The organism is Kitasatospora sp. NPDC051914 (assembly GCF_040680995.1).
Lineage (GTDB): Bacteria > Actinomycetota > Actinomycetes > Streptomycetales > Streptomycetaceae > Kitasatospora.
In genome coordinates this window covers 133,257-152,483 of sequence record NZ_JBFAXX010000009.1, presented here as the reverse complement: position 1 = coordinate 152,483, position 19,227 = coordinate 133,257, and the positions used below count along the sequence as shown (strand labels likewise).

Genomic DNA, 19,227 nt, shown 5'->3' with positions numbered 1-19,227 from the left:
AACCTCATGCCGTACATCGCCGTCAGCGCGCTCAGCCACGAGGGCCTGATCCGCGACCACAACGAGGACAGCCTGGTCATCGGCCCGTGGACGCTCTGCGCCACGGTCACCGAGAGCCCGCAGACGCTGCTCTTCCCGCTGGGCTCGCCCTGCGTGGTCGCGGTGGCGGACGGGCTCGGCGGCCACCCGGCCGGCGAGGTCGCCTCCTCGCTCACCGTCCGGCGGCTGGCCGCGACCGGCAGCGGACTCGACTCCGAGGAGGCCGTCCGGGCCGAACTCCGCGTCTGCAACGACACCCTGTACGGCGCCGCGGCGGCCGACCCGGACCTCACCGGCATGGGCACCACCGTCGCCGGGCTGGTGCTGAGCGGCGAGCAGGTCCTGGTCTTCAACATCGGCGACAGCCAGGTCTTCGAGATCCTCGAGGAGGACGGCAAGCCGCGGCTGCACCAGCTCAGCACCGACGACAGCCCGCCGCCCCCGCCCGGCCGCCGCACCACCAACATCGTCACCAGCACCCTCGGCGGCACGGTCGCCCCTCGGGAGGTCGAGCCCCACCTGCGCCGCCTGCCGGCCGCCCCCGGCACCCGCTACCTGGTCTGCAGCGACGGCCTCACCGACCCGGTGCCGCCCGAGGAACTGGCCGCGGCCCTCGACGGCCACGACGACGGGCGCGCCGCCTTCGAACTCTGGCGCGCCGCGATCGACGCGGGCGGCCCGGACAACATCACCCTGGCGCTGGTGCGGATCGACGAATGACCGGCACGGCCGCCGACCTGCGAGGCGACCCATCGGAATCCCGATGGGAGCCATGCGTCCTGCTATTGGCCCGGCCGCCCCGTCCCCGCCTAGCGTCGTTCCCGTAGACGAGACCGCCGAAGCGGTCCCGGCGGGTGCGGCAGGACGGCACCGGACGGGACCGGGAGAAGCCGAACGAAGGAGTGACCGCCGACATGGCGAAGATCCTGTTTGTGATGACCGGCGCCGACCGCTGGACCCTGACCGACGGCACCGAGCACCCCACCGGCTACTGGGCCGAGGAGTTCCTCACCCCGTACCTGGCCTTCACCGGCGCCGGCCACGAGGTGGTCGTCGCCACCCCGGGCGGCACGGTGCCGACGGCCGACGCCGGCAGCCTGTCCGCCGGGGCCAACGGCGGCCCGGAGGGCGCCGCCGAGGTGGCGGCCGGGATCGCCGCGGCCGAGCCGCTGAAGCACCCGCTCGTCCTCGCCGACGTGGACCTCGGCGACTACGCGGCCGTCTTCTACCCCGGCGGCCACGGCCCGATGCAGGACCTCTCGGTCGACGCCGACTCCGGCCGGCTGCTCACCGCGGCGCTGGACGCCGGCCTGCCGCTCGGCGTGGTCTGCCACGGCCCGGCCGCGCTGCTCGCCGCGGTGCGCCCGGACGGCACGCCGTCCTTCGCCGGCCGCCGGGTCACCGGCTTCAGCAACACCGAGGAGCGGCTCGCCGGCCTCGCCGACCGCGCCCCCTGGCTCCTGGAGGACCGTCTGGTGGCGCTCGGCGCCGACTACTCGGCCGGCGAGCCGTGGGCCCCGTACACGGTGACCGACCGCAACCTGTACACCGGGCAGAACCCGGCCTCCTCCGGCCCGCTGGCCGAGGAGCTGCTCAAGGCGATCGGCTGAGCATCCCCCGATGCAGCAGACTGCTTGAGATGCTCAAGCAGAAGGGCGGGAGCCGGTACCGGCTCCCGCCCTCTCCTGCGTCAGCCGAGCGGCATCTCCAGCACCGCCTTGCGGTGGCTGAACGCCTCGATCGAGTACCGCCCGTGGTAGCTGCCCGTGCCGCTCTCCCCCACTCCGCCGAACGGCAGGTCGGAGACGGTCAGGTGGGCCAGCGGCAGCCCCAGGCCGAGACCGCCCGAGGAGGTCTCCTCGGCCAGCCGGCGCCGGGTCTCCTCGGAGGGGCTGAAGGCGTACAGGGCGAGCGGCTTGTCCCGGTCGTTGACGAAGTCGATCGCCTCGTCCAGCCCGGCGACCTCGACGATCGGCAGGATCGGGCCGAAGATCTCCTCCTGCATCACCGGCGAGTCCGGTGCCACGTCGGCCAGCACGGTCGGCGCGATGTAGCGGGCGGCCCGGTCGCGGTCGCCGCCGACGACGGTGCGGCCGGAGTCCAGCAGGGCGGCCAGCCGGTCGAAGTGCCGCTCGTTGACCACCCGGCTGTACACCGGCGAGGCCGCCGGGTCCTTGCCGTACCGGGCCTCCACGGCCGCGGCGAGCAGCGGCTCCAGGGCGCGCGCGGTGGCCGGGTCGGTGAGCACGTAGTCCGGGGCGACGCAGGTCTGGCCGGCGTTCAGGAACTTGCCCGCCACCAGGCGCTCCGCCACGACCTCGAGGTCCGCCCCCGCGTCCACGAACGCCGGTGACTTGCCGCCCAGTTCGAGGGTGACCGGGGTCAGGTGCTCGGCGGCCGCGCGCATCACGATCCGGCCGACCGCGCCGTTGCCGGTGTAGAAGATGTGGTCGAAGCGCTGTGCCAGCAGGGCGGTGGTCTCCGGCACGCCGCCCTCCACCACCGCGACGGCCTCCGGGTCCAGGTAGCGCGGGATCAGCCGGGCCAGCACCGCGGAGGTGGCCGGCGCGAGCTCGCTCGGCTTGGCGACGACCGCGTTGCCGGCCGCCAGCGCCCCGGCGACCGGCGCGAGCAGCAGCTGCACCGGGTAGTTCCACGGGGCGATCACCAGGACGACGCCGAGCGGGTCGTACTGCGTCCGCGCCCGGGCGCCCGCCAGCCGCTCCGGCACCGGCGCGGCCTCCGGGCGCAGCCAGGACTCCAGGTGCTCCAGCGTGTGGTCGATCTCGCGGACCACGAAGTCGACGTCGGTGCGCATCGACTCCTGCTCGCTCTTGCCGAGGTCGGCGCCGAGCGCGGCGGCGAGTTCGGGCCCGTTCTCGGTGAGCAGCGCGCGCAGCCGCTGCAGTTGTTCCGTCCGCCAGGGGAGCGGCTTGGTGCGGCCGGTGCGGTGGGCGGCGCGGAGGCGGGCGACGAGGTCGGCGGGCTGCTCGGCCGGGCGGTCGTTCATGGGGGTCCTCGCAGGGAATGGTTGATATCCTCAACTACCTGTCTTCAGGAAACGCCGGATACTTGAGGATGTCAAGTGAATCCAGATGCCTCGGAACTGGTCGAGCCGCTCGCCCGGGTCGTCCGCGGCTACTACGACGACCTGGCCGCGGTCGCCGGACGGCACGGGCTCAGCACCACCCAGGCGCGCGCCCTGATCGCCCTCGACCGGCCGCTCACCATGAGCGCCCTCGCCGTACACCTGGTCTGCGACGCCTCCAACGCCACCGGGCTGGTCGCCCGGATGGAGGCCCGCGGACTGGTGGTGCGGACCCCCTCCCCCGAGGATCGCCGCAGCAAGACCGTCAGCGCCACCCCGGACGGGCACCGGCTCGCCCGCCGCATCCGGGCCGAGATGCGCACCGTCCACGGCGCCCTCGCCGACCTCACCCCCACCGAGCGCGGCGCCCTGCTGCCCCTGCTGCACCGCCTCGGGGAACTGCTCGGCCGGCCGCAGGACTGAACGCCCCGCGGCCGGCGCACCGCCCTCTCAGCCCGCCGCCGCCTCCTGCTCGGCACGGAACCGGGCGACCACCGCCTCCGTCCGCGGCAGCCCCGCGAGCGGCTCGCCCACCACCCGGCCGGCCAGCTCCAGCGCCGACGCCACCACGTCCTCGCGCAGCTCGGCCTCGGCGACCACCCGGCTCGCCGCCAGCTGCACCTGCGCCGCCAGGACGGTCTCCTCCCGCTCCCGCAGCGCCTCCGCACGTGCGGCCGCCACCAGGGCGGCGCCCTCCTCGGCGGCCTCCTGCCGGATGCGGGCCGCCTCGTGGCGGGCCGCGTCCAGCTGCGTGCGGCGCTCCTCGTGGAGCCGCACGGCCTCCTCGCGCACCCGTTCCGCCTGGGCGAGCCGGCCCCCGGTGGCTTCCTCGCGCTCCGCGAGCGTCCGCTCGATCCGCGGCAGCACGCGCTTGCCGAGTATCCGGAAGAGGAAGAAGAAGCAGATCAGACCGATGACGAATTCCACAGGGTTCGGCTCAAGGGGTCCCATGCCGGAGACATACCCACACCTCGCACGGCAATGCGATTGACTTTCCGTCAGAAAACCGTCCGACCGGGACCGCTGGGGGCTCCCGCAGCCCGTGTGCGTGGCCTGACCTGCGCCCGGACGGTTCGGGGGCATCATGTCCCCAGGCGAAGGGAGAGCCATGCCGCAGCAGACCGACGCCTCCGAACCGCAGTGGTGGCGCCGCCTCGTGCCCGCCGTACCCGGCTGGACCGTGCTCCGGCGTTATCAGCGGAGCTGGATCCGCGGCGATCTCCTGGCCGGCATCACCGTGGCCGCGTACCTCGTCCCCCAGGTCATGGCGTACGCCAGCGTCGCGGGCCTGCCGCCGGTGGCCGGCCTGTGGGCGATCCTCCCGGCGATCCTGCTCTACGCCGTGCTCGGCTCCTCCCGGCTGCTCTCGGTCGGCCCCGAGTCCACCACCGCGCTGATGACCGCCACCGCGATCGGCCCGCTCGCCGCCGGCGACAGCTCCCGGTACGCCGTCCTCGCCGCCGCCCTCGCCGTGGTCGTCGGCCTGCTGTGCGTGGTGGCCTGGGTGGCGCGGCTGGGCTTCGTCGCCGACCTCCTCTCCCGCCCGGTGCTGATCGGCTACCTGGCGGGTGTCGCACTGATCATGATGGTCGACCAGCTGACCAAGCTCACCGGCGTGGAGACCGAGGGCGAGGGCTTCTTCCCCCAGCTGGTGTCCTTCTTCGAGAACCTCTCGGACATCCACCCGGCCACCGTGGTCCTCAGCGCCGCCACGCTGCTCTTCCTCTTCGTCGCGGGCCGCTTCCGCGGCGTCCCGGGGCCGCTGCTCGCCCTCGTCCTCGGCACCGCCGTGGTCTCCGGCTTCGACCTGGAGGCATACGGCATCAAGGTGATCGGCGAGATCCCGCCCGGACTGCCCAGCCCCGAGTTCCCCGGCCTCTCCGACCTCTCCCAGCTGGTGCTGCCGGCCCTCGGCGTCCTGCTGGTCGGCTACACCGACGTGATCCTCACCGCGCGCGCCTTCGCCGCCCCCGGCGACGGCAGCCGGCTGGACGCCAACCAGGAACTCCTCGCCCTCGGCGCGGCGAACGTCGGCTCCGGTGTGCTGCACGGCTTCCCGGTGAGCAGCAGCGCCAGCCGTACCGCCCTCGCCCAGTCCGCCGGCGGCCGCACCCAGGTGTACGCGCTGACCTCCGGCCTGGCGGTGGTCGCCGTCCTGCTCTTCTTCAGCTCGCTGCTCAGCCGCACGCCGACGGCCGTCCTCGGCGCGCTGGTCGTCTACGCCGCCGTCCGCATGATCGACCTCGCGGGCTTCCGGCAGCTGCTGTCCTTCCGCCGCGGGGAGTTCCTGCTGGCACTCGGCTGCCTGGCGGGCGTCCTCGCCCTGGACATCCTCTACGGGGTGCTCGTCGCCGTGGGCCTGTCGATCGCCGAACTGCTGACCCGGGTGGCGCGTCCGCACGACGCCGTCCTCGGCACGGTACCGGGGCTCGCCGGCATGCACGACGTGGACGACTACCCCGAGGCCACCACCGTCCCCGGGCTGGTGGTCTACCGCTACGACTCCCCGCTGTTCTTCGCCAACGCCGAGGACTTCCGCCGCCGCGCCCTGGCCGCCGTCGACGACCAACCCCTCCCCGTCCGCTGGTTCGTCCTCAACACCGAGGCCAACGTCGAGGTCGACATCACCGCCCTGGACTCCGTCGACGCCCTGCGCCGGGAACTCACCGACCGCGGCATCGTCTTCGCCCTCGCCCGCGTCAAGCAGGACCTCCGCGACGACCTCGACGCATACGGCCTCACCGCCGCCGTCGGCGAGAACCGGATCTTCCCCACCCTCCCCACCGCCGTCGCCGCCTACGAAGCGTGGTCGGCGAACCCGTGAGGGACACCCGGCCCCGCGCTACCGGGACGATACGGTGATCATGAAGACTCCCCAGGTGGGCGGAGGTGCGCCGATGCGCCGTCACTCCGCCGGTGGTACCCGAACACGATTCAGCACCTGGGGAAGCAATGCTCTCTGTCCGTAAAGCACTTGTCACCGCGTCCGTGGCGGTGTCCGCCGTCCTCGGCGGGATCGTCACCGCCGCCCCGGCGAACGCTGCGATCACGGTCAACACGAACAACGACTGCGACGCCCAGTGCATCACCTTCTACTTCAACACCGGCTACGCCGGCTCGCACACGACGATCCACTCCACCACCACCGGAGCCGGCGAGGGCGTCTACAACCTGGCCGAGTACACCTTCCTGAGCGGCGGCAAGGGTCAGGGCCAGAGCCTGAAGAACAACGCGGCCTCGGCGAAGGCGCGGATCTGGGGCATCGACTCCAGCGTGACGGTCTACTACAACAGCGGCTACTCCGGCCCCTGCGACAAGTTCCACAAGGTCGAGGGCCCGGCCGCGTACCAGCTCAAGAACACGTACAACGAGAACGCGTCGGTGTACTTCCGGAACACCCCGGTCAGCCAGAACTGCGCCAACTTCGGCTGATCCGGGCGTGAATCCGTGGCGGCCGCGCCTCCCGCGCGGCCGCCGTGTTCCTCGTGGAGATGTGCGGTGACTGTGGGAAGACAGGGTTCGCCGGCCGGCGCGTCACGCGCGCTCGTGCTCGTCGCGGCGGTGCTGACGGCGACGGCCTCCTGCTCGGCGGCCGGGCGCGGAACCGCCGACAGGGGTGCGGACGTGCGCCCCTCGGCAGGGCAGTCCTCGGCGATGCCTTCGCCCCCGGCGTCCCCGGGCCGGGTCCCCCTGCCCATAGAGAGGTTCACCCTCACTGCCGACGAGTCCTACGCCGTCGAGCGGGCCAAGGTCCTCCTGACCAACGAGTGCCTGCGGGGGTTCGGGCTGGACTACAGGATTCCGGAGAGCCCGCCGCCGGCCGCAGAACCCTCCAGGCGCTACGGGATAGCGGACCACGAGGCCGCCCGCGGCCGCGGGTACCACCTCCCCCCGTCGCCCGGTCGGACGGCCGTCCCCGCGAAGCCCACCGAGGCGCAGGAGGCCATCCTCCTCGGGGTGACCCGCACGGGAGAGCCGCAGTCGGCGACCCCCGACGGCCGCCCGATCCCGCCCGGCGGCTGCTACGGGGACGCCGAGACCCGGCTGGACGGCGGAGCGCGCCCGGAGTCCGACATCGCGGCGGCATCGGCCATCGACACGGACAGCTTCAAGCAGTCCCTGGAGGACGCCGCGGTCGTGGGCGCCTTCAACGCGTGGTCGGCCTGCATGGAACGCCACGGCCACCGCTACCGGAACCCCCTGGCGTCCGTGGGGGACCGGGCGTTCGACACCCCGGAGCCGACGCCGCGGGAGAAGGCCGTGGCCCTGGCGGACATGGACTGCAAGACCGAGACGGGCCTGCTGAAGACCTGGACGGCGGCCGAGTCGGCGATCCAGACCCGCATGATCGAGGAGAAGTCCTCGGTCCTGACCCGGCTGACCGCCTTCCAGCAGCGCAAGATCGGCATCGCCCGCGAGGCGATCGCGCGCCTCGGCGGATAGGTCGGCCCCGCATGTCAAAAGCCCCGGACCGGGAAGGGTCCGGGGCTTTCGCGGTGTTCACAGCTGGTGGGCGCAGACGGTTTCGAACCGCCGACATCCGCCTTGTAAGTTCGACCGGATGGCCAGACAAGCGGTGTCTTGCCTGTTCAAAGGCCGTTCGCCAATGCTCACACAGCCAGGGGCGACCGCCATGATCTGCCGCCGTTGATGTCAGCTACTGATGTCAGGTCGCGGCACGTAAGCTTTCTACTCAGGTTCACTGCCTTTACAAGCCAGGGCGCGAGGTGGCACACCGCCCTGCAGCGTTGCATGGCGATGCAAGTCTGCTATATCTACGCTTCCTTGCTGCTTGCCACTGCATGCGCCCGCTCAGCGACTCCGCGCAGCACCTCCGTGAGCTGTACTTTTGTCCGCCCGCGCGTCTTGATCGCGTGGCAGTTCGGGCAGAGCGCGACCATCGCACACGGGTGGTCCCGGCCGCCGTCAGCTATCTCGTCCACGTGATCGACCTCCAGCAGCGGCAAACCGTCGTACGTGACGTCATCCGGCTGGCCCGTGCACCCGGGGTTCTCGCACCGGCCTTCGCATCGCTCCAGCACCGCCCTGCGGGCCTCTGGGATGCGTACCGGCCGAGCTGATCCGGCCGCCCGTTTCCCTTGCGCCGCCGCCTCCTTCTTCTCTACCACTGCAACCAGTCGCCGGTACTCCGCAGACCCGTCCGGCCCGGGCACGGCCGTGCGCCCACTGCGCTCCGGCGCGGGGGCGGCTTCCGCTGGAACCGGAGAAGCCTTCTCAGTCTTCTGGGACCGGGTCATCCCCTGGCATCGCTGGTGCCGGACCCAGCCGCGCGGGAGGCCGCCCTTGTTGCACACCGGGCACACGCCGACCCGAACATCGCCTGTCCGTCCGGGTTTAACCGTTGCCTGCGCGGCGATCGACCGGATTGGCGTCACGGTCAGGTCCGGTTCCTTGCCTGCCGGAGTTGCACCTGCTTCCAGGGCCTTCCGGGTGTTGAGTATCTCCTGGTAGCGGGCGTTCTCCTCCTTCCATCTGCGGGCGGCCTCGCTCTCACGTTTCGGCCAAGGGGTTAGGCGTTCCAGATCCCGCTCGTGCTCACGCCGCCTCCGCTCGTGCCACGCATCCTCCAGCCGGATCTGGTAAAGCCGCGCGAGCTCACGCTGGAAGTCATCGTCACTGGCGCGGTGGAGGATCTGCGTTCGGCGATACCTCATCTTGTCAGCAGGGGAGCCCAGTTCAATGATCAGGCGTCGGCTCCAGCCGAGAGCCTCCAGGTCTGTTGCAGTGCACAACGGCTGCGTGGCTTTAGGCAGAAACACAAGAGCACTGGTCGGCAGGCAGGCCAGCTCCGCTTCATCCTGCTTCGTCAGCTTCCGGGCTCGAATCACGCCCGCCAGGCGCTTCGTGCTGTAAGTCAGCGTCCGCTCCAGGTCGTCCGGCCTGGGAGCAGGCGCGGCCGTGGCCTTCTTCGGCTTTGATTTTCTACTCTCTTCGCGCATAGGCGGCCCTGGTGGAGGCTCCAAAAACGGGTTGGCAAGGACGCTCTCCCATCCCTTGGCAGCGCGCTCCGCCGGGGTCATTGTGGCGCCGGCGGGGACCGCACCGTCGAGCAGGCCACGCTCGCGGTACAGCTCGGCAAGCCGAGCCTGGGCACGACCAAGAGCGATCTTGGCGTCGTCGGCAGCCCGGTAATCCCCCTTGTCCAGGCTGATCCGTTCCTGGGTCCGCAGCCTGGCGATGGCCAGGGTGAGCTCGTTCGCGTTGGAGTAGTCCGCGAAGTCCTGGTAGGTCACCGGTCCCCTTCCCCGTTGCCGCCCGTCCCATTGTCGCCGAACAAGCTGCCAGCCGTCACTCCGCCGAGGCTTCGTCGCAGGCACTGTCGGCGCTCCATCATGCAGAGTTCCGCCGCCCGTCAGAGCCGCATCGAAACCGCAGATCACACGCAGCAGCCTGTCAGCGGCATGCTCTACCGTGCTGGCATGCAGATCGGTGGGATCACGCGCGCTGGGGTTCTCCAGGCGATAGCTGAACACAAGCGACTCGGTGTGGAGAAGTTTCGCGCCACCTACCGGTTCCGCTCGGCTGCCGCCTACCGGCTGGTGCATGACGGGCAGGAGTACGACTCGAAGGCGATCGCGGGCGTGGCTCACCAGTACGACTTCGGTCGTGCCCTCAAGCCGTCGGAGTTCAGCGGCGGCAAGGATCACGCGGTGGCATGGCTGGAACGGGAAGGGTTCACGGTGGTGAAGCCTCCCAAAACCTTCCTCCGGCGCATCGGCGATGTACGGCCCCAGACTCGCCGCAACGGGCCAGCTCCTCACCGACCTCTGCTGCTGCTGTGGGCGATAGGCCAGGCCGTGGCCGGCGCGCCCCGCGAGCAGCCCTGGTCTGTCGCACGTGCAGCCTTGGCCCCTCTGCTGGAGAAATACGGAGAGGTACGGGACGGCCGCCAAGCTGCTCACTATCCGTTTCTTGCCCTGGTCCGCGATGACCTGTGGGTCATCGCGGGTGACGCACACTCGGCACTCTCCAGTAATCAGGTGCACCGCCACACGGCAGAGTCCCTCAATCGCCTCGACCCCAAGGCGGGGTTCCCGGAAGAGGACTTCGAGTTCCTGCAGTCCCATCCCGAGAAGGCTGCCGAAGCCGCAGCTGGCCTACTGCTCCGATATTTCTACCCTCTGCCAGCCGGTCTTCTGGAAGACCTCGGCCTTACGGAACTACTGGGCGGCAGGTGGGCTGACTCTCTCCGGCCGCTTCCCGGCGAGCAGTTCAAGGACCGCGAAGCGATCTGGTCCGTCTATGGCGGGCAGAAGATGGCTGGGATCGGATACTTGGCAGACGGCATCCTGAGCGTCTTCTCGGACGACAAGGGGCCGTACGCCGATGGCCGACTCCCCGACACCGGATGGATCTCCTACGTCGGCGATGGCCTCTCCGGCGATCAGCAGCTGGTCGACGGCAACAAGATGTTGGCGGAGTACCAGGCCGCACAGCGACCCCTACGGTACTGGCACAAGCCGTTTGAGCAGGAGTTCTCGTTCGAGACCTGGGCGATCATCGTACAGAGGCGTTACCGCTGGGGCCGCGGAGATGACGGCCAATGGCGTCGCGAGTTCCTCTGGATTCTCGCCCCCGTACCCTCACCACTGCGCGAGTCATGGCCGGCCGATGTCATCGCAGCACTCGAAGACGAGAGTGGCGAGCTTTACGACGAGACAGGGGACTACGAACCGGGCGACGTCGATCCAAGCGAGCGGCACCACCCCGAGAGTGACCAAGACGCATACCGGCGGCTCACGGACTCCGCAGAAGCCAGCGTCGCCAGACGTTCCCAAAGCACCCGGCGCTCCACGGCGGACCGCTACATCCGAAGCGCCAGCGCCAGGGCAGCAGTCATCCGCCGAAGCGGCGGCTCCTGCGAGAACCCGTCCTGCGCCGGCCACCCAAGCGAACTCACCACTGCTGGTGAGCCGATCCTTCAGGTCGACCACATCCACGACCTCGGCAAGGGTGGAGCGGACCTACCGTGGAACATGATCGCGCTCTGCCCCAACTGCCATGCCCTAAAGACTTACGGGGCAAATCGCGACAAACTGAAGCGGTCACTCCAGAAAACGGCACTGCGTCTGCATGACCTGGCGATCAGCAGCGCAGACGAATCCCCGCTTTAGGAGAACGAGCGTTGCACTACCTGACTGACCTGCAAGCTTGCTGTGCTGCGTGGTTGGCGGCTCCTCCTCCGCCGTCACCCGCAGCTCCCCATGACTCCCCGCCCAACATGGCACGGGTTGTGGCACGGCGGCTGGGCCGACCGAGAAGGCGACAGCGCCGAACCGCTACTGGACTCCGATAGCGCACCGCTGCGGGAGGGGAATGATAAGCGAATATAAATTAAACTTTCATGAAATCGGCAAGCAGCGCCCGAAGCTCCTCGGGCGGCCCCTGCATCATCTTGGCCAATTCCGGGGCATGCGCCCGCTTTTTGAAGTGAACCTTGGCGAACTTCATAAAGACGGAGTCAAGAATTTCTTCCCCCGGGGCGACTCTGAGGATTTCGTCCGAATTCAGATTATCGACCTGCGCTTTGCTTTCGGCCCACCAACGGTCGATATCGGTTTCCACTCCGGCGGCGTCAGGGATGAGCCTCGTGACTTCCCTCTTGATTTCATCTGGGCCGACTCGCCGCTTCGCAAGGTTTTGGCGAAGCTTATTGTCCATCAGTCGAACCGGCTGCAGATGCCTGACTACCCGATTGACGATGACGACCGGCCTCAAATCATTTGCAGCGTCCAAGATGGCAGCCCGGACATCTTCAACTTCAGGGGCTGTAGCCACTGAGGGAAGAGTCGCCAGAAGTTGCGCCACAGATTCGGGATCAAGAAGGTAGTTTTCAAGCTCTCGCCTTTGGAGCACGTAAACTGTTGGGGATCTTTCAAGAAGGGTGATTGATTCCGGCGAAAGCTCGTCTCGGTCGCGCATGAATACCACATTCCGCTCCCCTATGCGGTCTACAACGTCAAGCCAAGTTGCCAAGGTTCCGGCATGCCTGGCGCTATCCCCTCCACCTCCTGAGATTACTGCAAGTCTCGGGTCTCGCAGATATTCAGGGAACCATGCGGCAAGTACCTCCTCATCCGAGGGGCCTTCAACCACAAGAATCCGATCTGCAGACAGGACGTCAGAAAGCCGGACGCCAAGGGATTCGAAAAGGTTAAGGGGAGCTGAATCAATGAGACTTGCGACCGATGAGCCACTGGCGCGAGTTACATGGTAGACCCGATCTTGCCCCCCTGCCCGATCTAGCATTACCGGGCTGTGCGTTGCGGCCACAATTAGACGGTCCGCTGACCACTCTCTGAGCAAGCCAAGCATCGCGCGTTGAGCGGCAGGGTGGAGGTTGGTTTCCGGTTCCTCGATGACCAATGTGCACGGAGTCTTCTGCGTGAGCCCCACCACAATTGTCATAAGGAGCTGCTCGACGCCAGTTCCGAGCTCCTTCAGATTGTGGCGGAATCCATCAATAAAAGGGTCAGAAAATGCGATCTCAAGACTGTTCCCCGATGTCGGGGTCTCCAAGTTTCCCACATCCGGAACAATCTCGGAGATGAGCTCTCGGAGCCGGTTCATCAGGCCGGGTCGGTTAGTCGTGAGGTCAAGAAGTACTGCCGGAAGGTTTACACCTGATGGCGCCAGATTTGGCTCACTTGCAAGGTGAGTCGAGCGCGATGTCCCCATGCGAAGAGCGCGAAAGTGAAAGAAACTTGATCTCCATTTCGCAAGTCCGCGCCAAATTTCCGCGAGCTCGGGAGAGTACTGGGTCGCAGACTCCAATGCAATACCCAGAACGAACGAGGATTTCACTGCAATTCCCGGAACCATATCCGCAGGGCTGTTGGGCGGCAGGCTTAGCATCCTGAGAGTCGCCCTATTTTCCCGAATGTCTGGTTCGAGATACGCGAACTTCCTCATCTCTCCAGGCAGCCACTCGACATCGATCGATGAAATCCGAAGAGATCCCTCGATCTCCGAAAAAATGAACTCGATAGATCTGAAGCGGGAACCGTCCAGAGTGTCGACCAGTCCATTATCTTGAAGAATTTTCGAGCGTTCGATGTCGTTAAGCATGAATGTGGCATGAAGCGTCGGAGGGTCGGTGGCGGCAGAGTGCTTTCGCATGGCCGGGTCTCCCTCCTCCGACCCAACGATTGCGTCCAGAGTTGCAAGAAGGGATGACTTTCCGGAATTATTTGCGCCAGCAACAAAAACTAGGCCCGTCTTGGGAAACTCCCACGACACCTCTGAAAATGCGCGAAATCCGGCAGCTCTTATCTCGCGAAGCCACATCAGGCACCCCTTCTCTGCGACCTTCCGCGGTACAGCGTAGGGCGGTGTACGCGGGTGGTGGAGCGGTTTTGGCCGGTGTCCTGTCCGGTCTGGGGTCGAGCATGATCGGGGCCGTAAGCTTGCCGCGATCTCGGGCAGGCTCCTCGCCTGCCGCAATCTGGCCGAGTGGCCTCCCGGTCTTGCTCGACCCGGGTCCCGGTCCGGAGAGGTGGGTAAAACCGCGGAGCCGCCCACCCCCGCCACGGCGGGGTCCTGGGCTCAGCCCATCTCTGCCACTTGGCGGCCGGGCCGCCGCCGGAGCGGGGCGAAGCCAGGAGCGTCGGCGGGCGGCCAGGGCCGCGCGCTGGCGCGCCGTGCGCGCCCTTGATGAAGTAGCGAAACTCGTAACAACCCTCAGCGTCGGTGATGGCCAGCTGTCGGCATCCGCATGGCTGCGGCACGGCCCCTGGCTGCGCTGGTCTGTCGATATTGGCTCCCGACCTAAGGCATCCTTCATCGTGGCTGCCGAACGTGAGAGGACAGGTGATCAGTGACCGAGCGAAGCCCCCGCGGCACCTACCTGCAGATCGCCGATGTACTGCGCGCAGAGATCAGCAACGGCTCTGAGACCGCCGTGCTGCAGTCCGAGGCCGAGCTGATGGCAAGGTTTGGTGTTGCCCGTACCACGGTTGGACGTGCACTCAAGATCCTTGCGTCTGAGGGGCTGGTCCGATCCCAGCAGGGCGCTCGCCGTACTGTGGCCGCCTCAGCGGCAACGCCTACGGTCTACGACGTGATCGTGGGCGTGATTGCTGATGAGAAGCTGATGCCCGGCGACTCATTCCCGCCGGAAAGCAAGCTCTGCGAACTGACGTCCGCGTCGCGAGGGACAGTACGACGCGTACTGGCCCAGCTCGAAGGTGCCGGCGTCCTGGAGGTCCGGCAGGGCAAGGGCCGCTTCGTCCGGGCGCTGCCGGGCACCAACACCACGTCACCCACTTCCTAGGAACGGATGCTGCTGTGTGGGCTTACGACCTCGCTCAAGCACTTCTCTCCGACGACCTTCCCCGCCGCTGGGCTCACTCGCAGGGGGTGGCCGGGCGGGCCCGTACGCTCACAGCGATTCTCGGGGCTGATGCCGAACTGCTCGAAGCCGCGGCAGTCCTGCACGATATCGGCTACTCGCCTCGAATCGTCGACACCGGGTTCCATCCTCTCGACGGCGCGCGGTTCCTGCGGAACGTGGAGCACGTAGACGAGCGCATCGTCCGCCTGGTCGCCCATCACTCCTGCGCGCTGCTGGAGGCGGAGGAACGTGGCCTCCGGGAGGAACTGGAGACGGAGTTTCCTCTGGAGGAACCCGCGCTAGTCGATGCGTTGATCTACTGCGACATGACCACGACACCGGACGGGACGCCCACGACCACGCCCGCACGTGTCGCGGAAATCGTGGGCCGGTACGGACCGGACAGCATCGTCGGACGGTTCATCCGCCGGGCGGAGCCGGACATTCATGCCGCTGCTCAGCGCGTCGAGGGCCGGCTGGCGCTGGCCTAACCGATGTACGGCTGGGTGCGGTTCGGGTCGAGTGCATGCCCGATCCGCAGCCGCATGGACGGGTGAATGTCGAGGCCGGAGAGGTCCGCGGGGTCCACCCAGCGGACCTCTTTCGATTCGTCGCTGGTCCGGAGTTCGCCGCCGAGCATCCGCGCCCGAAAGCAGATGGAGAACTGCTGGCGAACCTCGCCATCGTCGTACGCCATCAGGTGCCCCGGATCGGTGTAAAGGCCGGTCACCGTCGCTACCTCGACATCGACACCGGTCTCCTCCCGTACCTCACGGACCACCGTGTCCGCGACGAACTCGCCGATGTCGTGGCCGCCCCCGGGGAGTGCCCACAGTCCGTTGTCCGTCTTGTGAATCATGAGCACCCGACCGGCGTCGTCCTGGACGACGGCCACCACCGACGGCACGACCGAGTTCGCTGCCGGCGCGTTGGGGTCGTTGATGTAGTCGATCCGGCTCATGCCGCCTCGCCTTCCAGCCTCGGGGAACTGATCTTCCGGGAACTCTCCCAGATCCGTTCGATGCTCGCGGCGTACGTGCTGAACAGTTCGCCGCCGGGCACCTGCGAGAGGTGCAGTACAGGCGCGAGGTAGGCGCCTACCCCGTAGACGTGGCCGTTGACCAGCATTTCGTCATCCGCCCGGTACAGGGAGTTGTACAGCGTCGTCGCGTGGACGCGGAACTCGACTCCCGGCAGGTTGAACAGCGGCCCGTAGTTGGACAGCGCATTGCGGATCTTGGCGGCCATCGCGGGGCCGATACCTTCGTCCTCGCCTCTCCGCGCGATGAGGTCTGAGTCGGGGTCGCCGAGCATCATGCGAACCGGCACGCCGGCCGCGGCCTTCTCTCTGATCAGCCGGAAGAACAGTGGGTCTTCCGAGAGCCAGAAGCCGGCGTAGACGACCAGGTCGAAGTGTCGGGTCGACTTCGCGTACAGCGAGGTCCACAACTCCCTTGGCACCACGGAGCGGTGCGGGTAGAGCCTGACCAGTTCGGCCCGGCCAGCTTCCGCGGTCTGGCCGGTGCTCTGCTCGTCTGACCACAGGTCCGACAGGTCCCGGCCGAGAAGGTTCGCCAGGGCGTACTGGAACCGCCGGTACGGCTTGCGCTGGTCCTTGGCCTCGACCCACCGCTCCACTGTCCGCGGGCTGACGCCGATTCGCTCGGCGATCTGCTCGATCGTCAGTTTGCTTGCCAGGATCGCTGCTCTGAGCCGCTCATTGGCCATCTCGTCCTCCCCTGGACGATCCGGTGGCGCGTGGACGATGCGGGACGACTCGACCGTAGCGAAGTCGGTTCCGGGCCGTCCACTGGCGCCGTATCTCGACACGGTCGACGGCGCGAACCTTGTGGTGTGCAGCCGGGCACTACCGGCACAGCAGAGAAGAGGACTTGACGGAACGTCGTTTCAGCGCCATCGTAAGAGACATGTTCAACATGTCTCGCATGGCGAGGCTGGTGAACTGGCAGCCCTTCTTTGGCTGCTCTGAGCTGCACAAACGCGCCCGGAGGGCCGGGGTGAGAGCCGCCCGAAGGAAGCGCGCGTTCCTTGAGAACTCCACAGTGTGCTGATCAACGAACGAGTCACTTTGGTGACCGACCTGCCCTCATCAGGGCAGGTCGGGACCCATGGCTACTCGTGCGTGACGAGTGGTCTGGGCCCAACGGAACGGGCCGCCGCGCTCCGGCCAAGGAACGCGCGACGGCCCTCGGGCCCACCGCCTGATTGGAAGAGGTAGACCCGTGAAGTCGATTGTTGCAGGCCAGCACGCCGCGAACCCCGAGGAGTTCGCGGAGCTGGCGTTGGGCGTGGACGAGGAGCTGTTCGCCGGCGTGCCCGGCGAGTCGGCGATCGACCGCGCCGCCCGGATGGACGTCGCCGCCGCGGTGCTGGCGGACCTGCGCCTGGAGGACCCGGAGCTGGCCGCCTACGCCGAGGCCCTGATGGCCACCGCGCCGGTCCCGCTCCGCTCCCGCCGCACCGTCCGCCGGACGGCGGGGCTGGGGGTGGCGGCCTGATGGGACGCCTCCGCCAGGCCGCCGAACGGGCGGTCACCTCGTTCTGCACCGACCGGCACGGCGCCCCGGCGGCCGACCGGCGGGCCGCCACCGGCGGCGCGATGCTCTCGCACCTCGCCGCCGACCACGGCCACCCCGTCGCCGCCGCCGTCATCTCCACCCTCGGTGCGGCGGCCGTCGCCGCCGACACGATGTTCGGCCACGCCGAGCCGCCCGAGGGCGGATACGCCGGCTTCACCACCGACGGCGACCAGCCGAAGCGCAGGTGGTTCCGGTGAGCCGCTGGGCAAAGTTCTGGATGGTCGCCGGGCTGCTGGCCGTGGTCGGCATGGCGTTCCGGGTGTCGTGGAACGCACTGCGGGACGTGGCCACCGCGATCGGCGCCGACGCCGACGCCGCGTTCGTCTACCCGCTCGTGGTCGACGGCCTGATGGCCCTCGCCCTGGTCGCCGCGCTGGTCCTGCCGCAGGCCGACCGCAAGTTCGCGCTGCGGGTGCTCGCCGGGTACACCGCCGCCTCGCTGGTCCTCAACTACGTGCACGGCCTGGTGCCGACTCTGCACACCGCCGGTCGGGCCCGACTGGCCGACTGGGCACCCGCCCACTGGGCACTGGTCCTGCTCGCCAGCAGCCTGCCGGTCGGCTCTATCTTCTTCGGCTCCGACCTGGTGGCGAAGGTCCTCCACCACAAGCCCGAACCGGCAGAAAACACCCAGACCATCGTAAATCGGTCGGGGTCTGAGCTGCGCGAACAGGCCGACCCGGACCCAACGGAGTCGGTCTACCAGTCGCCCGACCCCACACCCGCCCCCGCGCCGACCGCGGACCCGACCCTGCCCGTCGTCGAGGCCGTGCCGGTTCGTCCGGTGCGGGCGGTCGCGGCGGTGACGAGTCGGCCCCGACGGGCGACCGGCACCGTGCCGCAGTCAGCCCGCACCGGACGACCGACCCGCACTCCCGAGCAACTGCTCGCCGAGGCCCGCACGGCCACCACCGACTGGCCCGACGACCAGCTGACCGCGGAGCGCATCCGGGCGGCGGTCCGCACCTCCGCCGACCGCGCCCGCACCCTGCGCGACGCGCTCAAGGCCGAGCGCGCCGCCGGGCGGCCGGGCCTGCACGCCGTGCCCGACACCGACGACCTGCCGGCCGCCGCCAAGGGGCCCGCGCCGGAGACCGGCGAGGGCAATGAGGAGCAGGCATCGTGACTGCCACCACGTCCGACCAGATCCGGGCGGCCGGCACACTGCTGGCCCTGCTGACCGCGTTCGCCGACCTGCCCGCCGCCGACATCTGCCTGCGCCAGCCCGACCCCAGCGCGAACACGGACTGGGGCCTGCGGGTCGACATCCACGCCGGCCTGGCCCACTTCGAGCAGTGGCGCGAAGCGCTGGCCGTGCCGACGGAGACCATCGACCACCGCGAGACCACGCACCTCGCGTGGCTGCGCACGACGGCCGAGTTCGCCGGCGTACCGGTCGAGTTGATCGGCTACTACACCCCCGGCCGCGAGGCCGAACAGTGAGCCGGCCGCGGTTCTGGGACCCGCACGGGGAGCGGTTCGGCCTGCCCACGTACCCGTGGCGGATGGCCCCCGACGGCCTGCTGACCCGCCGCCAGCTCCGTAAGCGGGGGCTGCGGCCGGGTGGTCAGCCGGTCGCAGCGCAGATCCTGTGGCACTCCCGCCGCAGCAACGGCGTGCGCGCCGCGCACCTCTACCGCACCTGTCTGGCCAAGCCGGTCCGGCCGATGACCGAGGCCCGCGCCGCCGCGCTCGCCGCGGCGATGCGGGCCCGCCGCACCTGCCCCACTTGCCAGCGGGACGCCGGCTACGTCCTGCCCGCCCACCTCGGCACCTGCCTGCCCTGCGCCGACGGCACCCCCGCCGCCGCGGCCTGAATCACGCGAGGAGAACCCCCGTGTCTGGCACGTTCATCCGCACCGACTCCGCCACCGGTCTGCCGGTCGGCACCGAGGCCGTGTTCCTCACCCTCGGCTCCGCCCTGGTCGCCCTGTTCCCGACCGGCGGCACCAACGAGCACGGCGCCCCCACCTTCCACTGGTCCTGCAACGGCTGCCGGGACTGCAGCTACTACGCCGAACTCCGCGGCACCGCCCGCAACCGGGCCAACGCCCACGCCGCCGACTGCCGCGCGCTGCCCTGGCCCGCCTTCGGCGACCAGGACTGACCAGCACCCTGCACCACTGGCACCACACCCGGGACGGCCG

Annotated in this window: 21 protein-coding genes; 15 read left to right on the top strand and 6 right to left on the bottom strand. The window is 68.9% G+C overall.

Annotated features, from left to right (window positions below):
- The first annotated feature begins 6 nt into the window (after window positions 1–6).
- Together AB0M03_RS08975 and AB0M03_RS08970 are read left to right on the top strand one after the other, a co-directional pair.
- Window positions 7–759, top strand: a complete 753-nt coding sequence (locus AB0M03_RS08975) for a protein phosphatase 2C domain-containing protein (protein ID WP_363490024.1) — start codon at window positions 7–9, stop codon at window positions 757–759.
- 194 nt (window positions 760–953) lie between these two features.
- Window positions 954–1,649, top strand: a complete 696-nt coding sequence (locus tag AB0M03_RS08970) for a type 1 glutamine amidotransferase domain-containing protein (protein ID WP_363490022.1) — start codon at window positions 954–956, stop codon at window positions 1,647–1,649.
- Window positions 1,650–1,729: 80 nt separating this feature from the next.
- Here the strand turns inward: AB0M03_RS08970 and AB0M03_RS08965 are convergent, their stop codons facing one another.
- Entirely contained in the window at window positions 1,730–3,049 is a 1,320-nt protein-coding gene (locus tag AB0M03_RS08965; RefSeq protein WP_363490020.1) for an aldehyde dehydrogenase family protein, read from the bottom strand.
- A 75-nt stretch (window positions 3,050–3,124) separates the two neighbouring features.
- On the opposite strand from AB0M03_RS08965, the gene AB0M03_RS08960 reads away from it, so the two are divergent.
- Window positions 3,125–3,550, top strand: a complete 426-nt coding sequence (locus AB0M03_RS08960; RefSeq protein ID WP_363490018.1) for a MarR family transcriptional regulator — start codon at window positions 3,125–3,127, stop codon at window positions 3,548–3,550.
- A 27-nt stretch (window positions 3,551–3,577) separates the two neighbouring features.
- Here the strand turns inward: AB0M03_RS08960 and AB0M03_RS08955 are convergent, their stop codons facing one another.
- A complete protein-coding gene (locus AB0M03_RS08955; protein WP_363490016.1) occupies window positions 3,578–4,078 on the bottom strand; it encodes a hypothetical protein in 501 nt (166 codons plus the stop codon).
- Window positions 4,079–4,235: 157 nt separating this feature from the next.
- On the opposite strand from AB0M03_RS08955, the gene sulP reads away from it, so the two are divergent.
- The 3 genes from sulP to AB0M03_RS08940 all read left to right on the top strand — a co-directional run bounded on the left by sulP (window position 4,236) and on the right by AB0M03_RS08940 (window position 7,570).
- A complete protein-coding gene (gene sulP, locus AB0M03_RS08950) occupies window positions 4,236–5,951 on the top strand; it encodes a sulfate permease (RefSeq protein ID WP_363490014.1) in 1,716 nt (571 codons plus the stop codon).
- 164 nt (window positions 5,952–6,115) lie between these two features.
- Window positions 6,116–6,559, top strand: a complete 444-nt coding sequence (locus AB0M03_RS08945) for a peptidase inhibitor family I36 protein (RefSeq protein WP_363490012.1) — start codon at window positions 6,116–6,118, stop codon at window positions 6,557–6,559.
- Window positions 6,560–6,781: 222 nt separating this feature from the next.
- Window positions 6,782–7,570: a hypothetical protein gene (locus AB0M03_RS08940; RefSeq protein WP_363490010.1), complete on the top strand. Its 789-nt coding sequence runs from the start codon at window positions 6,782–6,784 to the stop codon at window positions 7,568–7,570.
- A gap of 332 nt (window positions 7,571–7,902) precedes the next feature.
- Here AB0M03_RS08940 and AB0M03_RS08935 read toward each other — a convergent pair whose 3' ends face one another.
- Window positions 7,903–9,381, bottom strand: coding sequence for an HNH endonuclease signature motif containing protein (locus AB0M03_RS08935; RefSeq protein ID WP_363490008.1), 1,479 nt, complete (start codon window positions 9,379–9,381; stop codon window positions 7,903–7,905).
- Window positions 9,382–9,480: 99 nt separating this feature from the next.
- Between AB0M03_RS08935 and AB0M03_RS08930 the strand changes: the two genes are divergently transcribed.
- Window positions 9,481–11,262, top strand: a complete 1,782-nt coding sequence (locus tag AB0M03_RS08930; protein WP_363490006.1) for an HNH endonuclease signature motif containing protein — start codon at window positions 9,481–9,483, stop codon at window positions 11,260–11,262.
- A 220-nt stretch (window positions 11,263–11,482) separates the two neighbouring features.
- On the opposite strand, the gene AB0M03_RS08925 is transcribed toward AB0M03_RS08930, so the two are convergent.
- Window positions 11,483–13,435, bottom strand: a complete 1,953-nt coding sequence (locus tag AB0M03_RS08925) for an AAA family ATPase (RefSeq protein ID WP_363490004.1) — start codon at window positions 13,433–13,435, stop codon at window positions 11,483–11,485.
- Between the two features lie 529 nt (window positions 13,436–13,964).
- Here AB0M03_RS08925 and AB0M03_RS08920 point away from each other — a divergent pair.
- Together AB0M03_RS08920 and AB0M03_RS08915 are read left to right on the top strand one after the other, a co-directional pair.
- Window positions 13,965–14,420 (top strand): GntR family transcriptional regulator, encoded by a 456-nt coding sequence (locus tag AB0M03_RS08920; RefSeq protein ID WP_363490002.1) that lies wholly within the window; start codon window positions 13,965–13,967, stop codon window positions 14,418–14,420.
- A 14-nt stretch (window positions 14,421–14,434) separates the two neighbouring features.
- Window positions 14,435–14,971, top strand: coding sequence for an HD domain-containing protein (locus AB0M03_RS08915; protein WP_363490000.1), 537 nt, complete (start codon window positions 14,435–14,437; stop codon window positions 14,969–14,971).
- On the opposite strand, the gene AB0M03_RS08910 is transcribed toward AB0M03_RS08915, so the two are convergent.
- Window positions 14,968–15,441, bottom strand: a complete 474-nt coding sequence (locus AB0M03_RS08910) for an NUDIX domain-containing protein (RefSeq protein WP_363489998.1) — start codon at window positions 15,439–15,441, stop codon at window positions 14,968–14,970. The genes AB0M03_RS08915 and AB0M03_RS08910 overlap by 4 nt on opposite strands.
- The gene (locus AB0M03_RS08905; protein WP_363489996.1) at window positions 15,438–16,208 is read right to left on the bottom strand and encodes a helix-turn-helix transcriptional regulator; all 771 of its coding nucleotides are present in this window, start codon (window positions 16,206–16,208) and stop codon (window positions 15,438–15,440) included. Before AB0M03_RS08905 ends, AB0M03_RS08910 begins: the two co-directional genes overlap by 4 nt.
- Before the next feature lie 515 nt (window positions 16,209–16,723).
- Here AB0M03_RS08905 and AB0M03_RS08900 point away from each other — a divergent pair.
- Genes AB0M03_RS08900 through AB0M03_RS08875 form a run of 6 tightly spaced genes read left to right on the top strand, consistent with a single transcriptional unit; the run spans window position 16,724 to window position 19,187 of the window.
- The gene (locus AB0M03_RS08900; RefSeq protein WP_363489994.1) at window positions 16,724–16,999 is read left to right on the top strand and encodes a hypothetical protein; all 276 of its coding nucleotides are present in this window, start codon (window positions 16,724–16,726) and stop codon (window positions 16,997–16,999) included.
- Window positions 16,999–17,277 (top strand): hypothetical protein, encoded by a 279-nt coding sequence (locus AB0M03_RS08895; protein WP_363489992.1) that lies wholly within the window; start codon window positions 16,999–17,001, stop codon window positions 17,275–17,277. Before AB0M03_RS08900 ends, AB0M03_RS08895 begins: the two co-directional genes overlap by 1 nt.
- Window positions 17,274–18,206: a DUF2637 domain-containing protein gene (locus AB0M03_RS08890; protein WP_363489990.1), complete on the top strand. Its 933-nt coding sequence runs from the start codon at window positions 17,274–17,276 to the stop codon at window positions 18,204–18,206. The genes AB0M03_RS08895 and AB0M03_RS08890 overlap by 4 nt, the downstream gene beginning before the upstream one ends.
- A complete protein-coding gene (locus tag AB0M03_RS08885; protein WP_363489988.1) occupies window positions 18,203–18,523 on the top strand; it encodes a hypothetical protein in 321 nt (106 codons plus the stop codon). Before AB0M03_RS08890 ends, AB0M03_RS08885 begins: the two co-directional genes overlap by 4 nt.
- On the top strand, window positions 18,520–18,897 hold the full coding sequence (locus tag AB0M03_RS08880; protein ID WP_363489986.1) for an RRQRL motif-containing zinc-binding protein: 378 nt from the start codon (window positions 18,520–18,522) through the stop codon (window positions 18,895–18,897). Before AB0M03_RS08885 ends, AB0M03_RS08880 begins: the two co-directional genes overlap by 4 nt.
- Before the next feature lie 20 nt (window positions 18,898–18,917).
- Window positions 18,918–19,187 carry a hypothetical protein gene (locus AB0M03_RS08875; RefSeq protein WP_363489984.1) on the top strand — a complete coding sequence of 90 codons (270 nt, stop codon included), beginning with the start codon at window positions 18,918–18,920 and terminating at the stop codon, window positions 19,185–19,187.
- The last annotated feature ends 40 nt before the right edge of the window (window positions 19,188–19,227 follow it).

Excerpts from the sequence above, each read along its gene's own strand:
- AB0M03_RS08975 (WP_363490024.1), top strand. The coding sequence starts at position 7 with ATGCCGTACATCGCCGTCAGCGCGCTCAGCCACGAGGGCCTGATCCGC.
- AB0M03_RS08970 (WP_363490022.1), top strand. The coding sequence starts at position 954 with ATGGCGAAGATCCTGTTTGTGATGACCGGCGCCGACCGCTGGACCCTG.
- AB0M03_RS08965 (WP_363490020.1), bottom strand. The coding sequence starts at position 3,049 with ATGAACGACCGCCCGGCCGAGCAGCCCGCCGACCTCGTCGCCCGCCTC.
- AB0M03_RS08955 (WP_363490016.1), bottom strand. The coding sequence starts at position 4,078 with ATGGGACCCCTTGAGCCGAACCCTGTGGAATTCGTCATCGGTCTGATC.
- sulP (WP_363490014.1), top strand. The coding sequence starts at position 4,236 with ATGCCGCAGCAGACCGACGCCTCCGAACCGCAGTGGTGGCGCCGCCTC.
- AB0M03_RS08940 (WP_363490010.1), top strand. The coding sequence starts at position 6,782 with ATGCCTTCGCCCCCGGCGTCCCCGGGCCGGGTCCCCCTGCCCATAGAG.
- AB0M03_RS08930 (WP_363490006.1), top strand. The coding sequence starts at position 9,481 with ATGCAGAGTTCCGCCGCCCGTCAGAGCCGCATCGAAACCGCAGATCAC.
- AB0M03_RS08925 (WP_363490004.1), bottom strand. The coding sequence starts at position 13,435 with ATGTGGCTTCGCGAGATAAGAGCTGCCGGATTTCGCGCATTTTCAGAG.
- AB0M03_RS08910 (WP_363489998.1), bottom strand. The coding sequence starts at position 15,441 with ATGAGCCGGATCGACTACATCAACGACCCCAACGCGCCGGCAGCGAAC.
- AB0M03_RS08905 (WP_363489996.1), bottom strand. The coding sequence starts at position 16,208 with ATGGCCAATGAGCGGCTCAGAGCAGCGATCCTGGCAAGCAAACTGACG.
- AB0M03_RS08895 (WP_363489992.1), top strand. The coding sequence starts at position 16,999 with ATGGGACGCCTCCGCCAGGCCGCCGAACGGGCGGTCACCTCGTTCTGC.